We start from the raw sequence: 251 nt of genomic DNA on the forward strand, positions 1-251 counted from the left end.
TTTTAAATATCCCATAAAACTTGAAACACTAATTCTTGGGGGAATACTTACCAACATGTGGACATGGTCTGGCATCAAATGACCTTCAATTATTTCTACACCTTTATAGCTACACAGTCTCTGAAAAATCTCACCGAGACTACTTCTGTATTGATTATAGATTATTTTTCGTCTATACTTAGGGGTGAACACAATGTGATATTTGCACATCCACTTTGTGTGTGATAAGCTATGTGCCTTCTGTGCCATAT

General features: G+C 35.9%; 1 protein-coding gene. It reads right to left on the reverse strand.

What is annotated here, in order from left to right:
• Positions 1-249, reverse strand: a 249-nt coding sequence (tnpA, locus tag AT575_RS10350; protein WP_129587085.1) for an IS200/IS605 family transposase, incomplete at its 3' end; no start/stop codon positions are given.
• Positions 250-251 lie beyond the last annotated feature (2 nt).

Origin of the sequence: Streptococcus penaeicida, from assembly GCF_002887775.1 — a bacterium.
Lineage (GTDB): Bacteria > Bacillota > Bacilli > Lactobacillales > Streptococcaceae > Streptococcus > Streptococcus penaeicida.